Origin of the sequence: Methylobacterium symbioticum, assembly GCF_902141845.1 — a bacterium.
GTDB classification, from domain to species: domain Bacteria; phylum Pseudomonadota; class Alphaproteobacteria; order Rhizobiales; family Beijerinckiaceae; genus Methylobacterium; species Methylobacterium symbioticum.
Map to the genome: position 1 here is coordinate 1 of NZ_CABFPH010000199.1, position 3,820 is coordinate 3,820.

A 3,820-nucleotide genomic window follows, 5' to 3' on the forward strand; every position below is an offset into this window, starting at 1 on the left:
GCTTCACCATCGACAACACCCGCAGCGCCGTGCTCGGCACCACAGGCGAGGGCAGCCGGCGCCTCCTGTTCGACCAGGTCGAGGCGGAGCCGGGCCGCATCCACCGGCTCCACCGCGACGTCCGGCGGCAGCCCGTAGCCGGCGCCGAGCGCATCGACCCGCGCCCGTCGCGCGGCGAGGTCGGCGGGCCGCGGATGGGCGGCGAGGCGGGCCCGGATCGGCGCGATGTCGGAGGCGGGCATCGGCGGCTCCCCCACAGAATCACCCGATGGTCTCACCGGAGCGCGGCCGCGTCGAGGGCCAGCCGCACGGGGTGCGGCCGGGCTCAGCGCCGCGGCGCGCCCATCATCGCGTCGATCAGCCGCTCGACCGCGCTGCGCGCGCCGTAATGGATCATGTGGCCCTGGCCGGGCAGGACCTTGAGCGTGCTGCCCGGCAGCACCTGGTGCAGCCGCATCGACTGCGTCGCCGGGTTCACGATCGTGTCCGCGGAGCCGGTCACGATGGCGACCGGCAGAGCGAGGCGGTGGTAGCCGCCCTGCAGCCAGCCCGCCGCGGCGTTCATCGTCGCCGCGTCCTCGGTGGCGGCGCGCAGCTGCGTCGCGCCGGTGGCGATCTCCACCGGGAACGCGGCCGCGAAGCGCGCCGGCACCGGCTGCGGCCAGAACACGCGGTGGAAGGCCTGCACGGCGAGGGCCCGGTTCACGGGAGCCGGCATCAGGGCCCGCGCCGCGTCGCCGACGCCCGGCAGCGCGAGCGGCCCGGCGAGACTCACATCGGCGCGCTGCTCGGGGAAGTAGTAGCCGGAGAGCAGGACCAGCCCGCGTGCGGTTCGGCCCGGCTCGAACGCCATGGCGAGCGCCACCAGCGTTCCCCAGGAATGGCCGACGAGCAGGGGCCGCTCGGCGTTCAGGCGCTCCAGCACCCGGTTCAGCAGGGCCGCTTGCGCGGAGGCGGTCCAGATCCGGTTCCGCGGCCGGTCGGTACGGCCGAAGCCCGGCCGGTCGATGGCGATCACCCGATAGCGCTCCGCCAGCCGGTCGATCAGGCCGCAGGCCGCGAAATCCTCAGCCATCGCGCCGTTGCCGTGGATCAGCACCACCGGCCGGCCGCGCCCGCGCACGATCACATGCACGCGCAGGCCGTCGACGAGGACGAAGCGCCCGCGGGCGCCGCGCCAGGATGCCGATCCCGGTGCGGCGCCTTGCGCCGATCGGGCGAGGGCTCGGGCCGCCGTGTCGGCCTGCCGGAACGCGGTCTCGGTCGCGGTCTGGCCGGCCTTCAGCGCCGCCTTCACGCTGCGGTGCAGGCCGGCGGCGCTGCGGCGGCCGAGGCGCCGTGCCTTTCGCGTCGGGATGAGCGGGAACACCGGCAACCTCCAGGCAGCGTCGGACGTACACGCACACGCTCTTGCGCCGCTTTGGCCCCGCCTCGACGTGAGGGCGCTTCAGGCCGCCGTCTTGCCGGCCTCGAACTTGCCGGCGTCGAAGGTGCGAACCCAGAACTCTCCCGAGATCCGGGCGCCGTTCCGGGTGGCGAAGCTGTAGGCCGAGCGCTCCGTGCGGCGACCGTCCGTCGAGTGGACGACCCAGCGGTAGCAGCCGGCATCGACAGAGCAGGATTCCACGCTCACGCTGTGGCCGCCCGCGCCGCGGTCTCGTGTCGGAAGAGCATCCATGGTCGGGAGATGGGGCGGGCGGGCGGCAGCACCAGGGCCGTCCGGCCCCAATGTGCGGTCCCGCAAGGCCGGGCGAGCGCCGGCGGGCGGCTCAGGAGGCGGCACAGGGGAGGGGCGGTCAACAGGGGGACGGGCGCGGCTCCGTGAACCTCCCGGGGGCCCACCGCATTGCTCCGGCACCCCCGCACCGGAGATCCGCCGTGGTGTTCCGTTCCGAAGATCCACCGCCGCCCGCCAGCATCCCGGCGCAGCGTCCACCCGCCTCGACCCATCCGACGAGCGCCATGCTCAAGGGCGACATCGACAGCGGTGCCACGGGCGAGAAGGTCCCGCACTACGATCCGGGCATGGCGCAGCTCGGCACCTGCGACGAGGCCGCCGGCACGCCGCCCTCGCCGGAGCGGATCGCCCTGGCGCGCGAGACGGAAGCCGCCACGCCCGCGACCCGGGAGGCTGCTGACCCGCACGGGCGGCGCGCCTGGGTCCTGCCGGCCTTCGTCGCCTTCGTCGCCGCCGCGGCGCTGGTCATCGTCGGCGCGCTCTGGCTCGGCCTGCCGGGCTGAGCCAGAGCTTTGGACTCGATAGGCTCCCTTTCGCCGAACCGGCATCCCCGTCGGCGGAGCGCGCGTCCGTGAGCCGACGGGCAAGCGGGATCAGCGCGCGGTATCGGCCGTGAGCGCGGCGTTCGCCATCCGGCTGACCAAGGCATCGCGCTTGGCCTGCCGCAGCACGATCCGGGCGGCGGCGCGGGCATTGGCGGCGCGCAGCGCAGCCTGGGGCCCGCCGTCGCGCAACGCCCGCCACGCCATGGCGCGGAACCAGTGCACGTTGGCGATGGCCACGGCGCGGCGCTCGGCGAAGGCGCCGCGGGAGATCGATTCGGGTGCCGTCAGCGTCAGCATGGTCTCAACCCCACAACCCCAGTCGGGGGCGATCGGAGGCCGCTCGGAAGGATCGGTCGGACACATACGGTCCCGCGCCGCGAGCGGTCAGCATCGCTTGACGCGGGTTTACGGTCGATGTGGATAAGTACGGGTACGCTGGCGCACACGGCGGCGAGCCTCCGCGAGTTTGGCCCCCCGCGCACGGCGCTTCTGTCCAAGCTGGAGCGAATCCGCCGCGCGTTCGGCGATATTGTCTGCCCAGGACGAAATAAGCAATTCCGATCTGCTGTGCAGGCACAGCTGCGAAGGTCGCAGCATCGGGAACGCGACCACGGCCGGGAAGATCAGCGGAAATTCAGAAGTCGCCCGCGATCACCTCAGGTTTCGATGCGGCAAGACCTTGGAGCGCGCAGCCCCAACCGGGATCCCGGCGGGGCCCAGGACGCAGCCTGCCGTGCGCCGGGATCGCGCCGCGCCGTTCAGCGGCCGAACAGGCGCGCGACGCCCGAGGCGAGGCCGTCGCCGCTGCCGGCCACCACCACGAGGCGGCGGATCTCGCCGCGGAGATAGGCCTGCAGGAAGCGGTCGTAGTTGCGGAAAACCACGCACCCGTTCGAGGCGCCGCTCGAGCCCAGCATGTAGGTGTGGGCGAGGATGCCGTCGCGGCCATGGATCGACGCGCTGCCGCCGACCGGCGTGAGGCGCAGCGCCCGCACGCCGTGGAACAGGGCCTCGCGCTCGGTGAGCATGTAGGTGCCCGGCGGGGTGGCGCCGCGCATGCGGATATGCACGTCGCGCGGGTTGTCCTGGCTCTTGCCGAGGCCGGAATGGGCCTCCAGCACCTCGCCGCTCGGCAGCGTCACCGTGCGGGCGGTGATGTCGTAGATCGCGGTGCCGCCCTCCGCGCGCGGCTCGAACAGGCCGCCGCCGCCGCGGGACGGGAGACCGCCCTCGCGCCCGGTCGCGGCATAGGCCAGGGCGGTCGGCCGCGCCTCGGGCGCGGATTCGGGCGCGGCCGGCTTGGCGCCGAACACGGCGTCGAAGAAGGATTGCTCGGCCTCCGCCTCCTGCCGCGCCGCCATCCGCGCGCGGCGTGGGGAGGAGCGCTCCGCATAGCGCTCGGCGAGGCGGTCGGCAGGGCGGTCGGCGAGGCGCAGGGGCCGCGGGCGCAGCTCGGCGGGACAGGTCGGAAGAGCGTCGGGGAGGGGAAGAGTGTAGGTCTCGGTGGTGGGCGTATCATTAAAAAAAAAACAGGATG

The 3,820-nt window shown here is 73.8% G+C and carries 5 protein-coding genes and 1 pseudogene; 1 reads left to right on the forward strand and 5 read right to left on the reverse strand.

What is annotated here, in order from left to right; all coding sequences use genetic code 11:
- From MET9862_RS30365 to MET9862_RS28600, 3 genes and pseudogenes are all read right to left on the reverse strand, one after another.
- Window positions 1-242 (reverse strand): annotated as a pseudogene (locus tag MET9862_RS30365) (hypothetical protein); the annotation flags it as partial.
- An 83-nt stretch (window positions 243-325) separates the two neighbouring features.
- Window positions 326-1,369 (reverse strand): alpha/beta fold hydrolase, encoded by a 1,044-nt coding sequence (locus MET9862_RS28595; RefSeq protein WP_142586265.1) that lies wholly within the window; start codon window positions 1,367-1,369, stop codon window positions 326-328.
- A gap of 78 nt (window positions 1,370-1,447) precedes the next feature.
- Complete coding sequence (locus tag MET9862_RS28600) at window positions 1,448-1,633, reverse strand: hypothetical protein (RefSeq protein WP_244612955.1); 186 nt, start codon at window positions 1,631-1,633, stop codon at window positions 1,448-1,450.
- A 248-nt stretch (window positions 1,634-1,881) separates the two neighbouring features.
- Here MET9862_RS28600 and MET9862_RS28605 point away from each other — a divergent pair, with 248 nt between their 5' ends.
- On the forward strand, window positions 1,882-2,241 hold the full coding sequence (locus tag MET9862_RS28605; RefSeq protein WP_438616663.1) for a hypothetical protein: 360 nt from the start codon (window positions 1,882-1,884) through the stop codon (window positions 2,239-2,241).
- Window positions 2,242-2,331: 90 nt separating this feature from the next.
- Here the strand turns inward: MET9862_RS28605 and MET9862_RS28610 are convergent, their stop codons facing one another.
- Both MET9862_RS28610 and MET9862_RS28615 read right to left on the reverse strand, forming a co-directional pair.
- On the reverse strand, window positions 2,332-2,580 hold the full coding sequence (locus tag MET9862_RS28610; protein WP_142586268.1) for a hypothetical protein: 249 nt from the start codon (window positions 2,578-2,580) through the stop codon (window positions 2,332-2,334).
- A gap of 461 nt (window positions 2,581-3,041) precedes the next feature.
- On the reverse strand, window positions 3,042-3,820 hold a 779-nt coding region (locus MET9862_RS28615), incomplete at its 5' end, for a DUF2778 domain-containing protein (protein ID WP_142586269.1).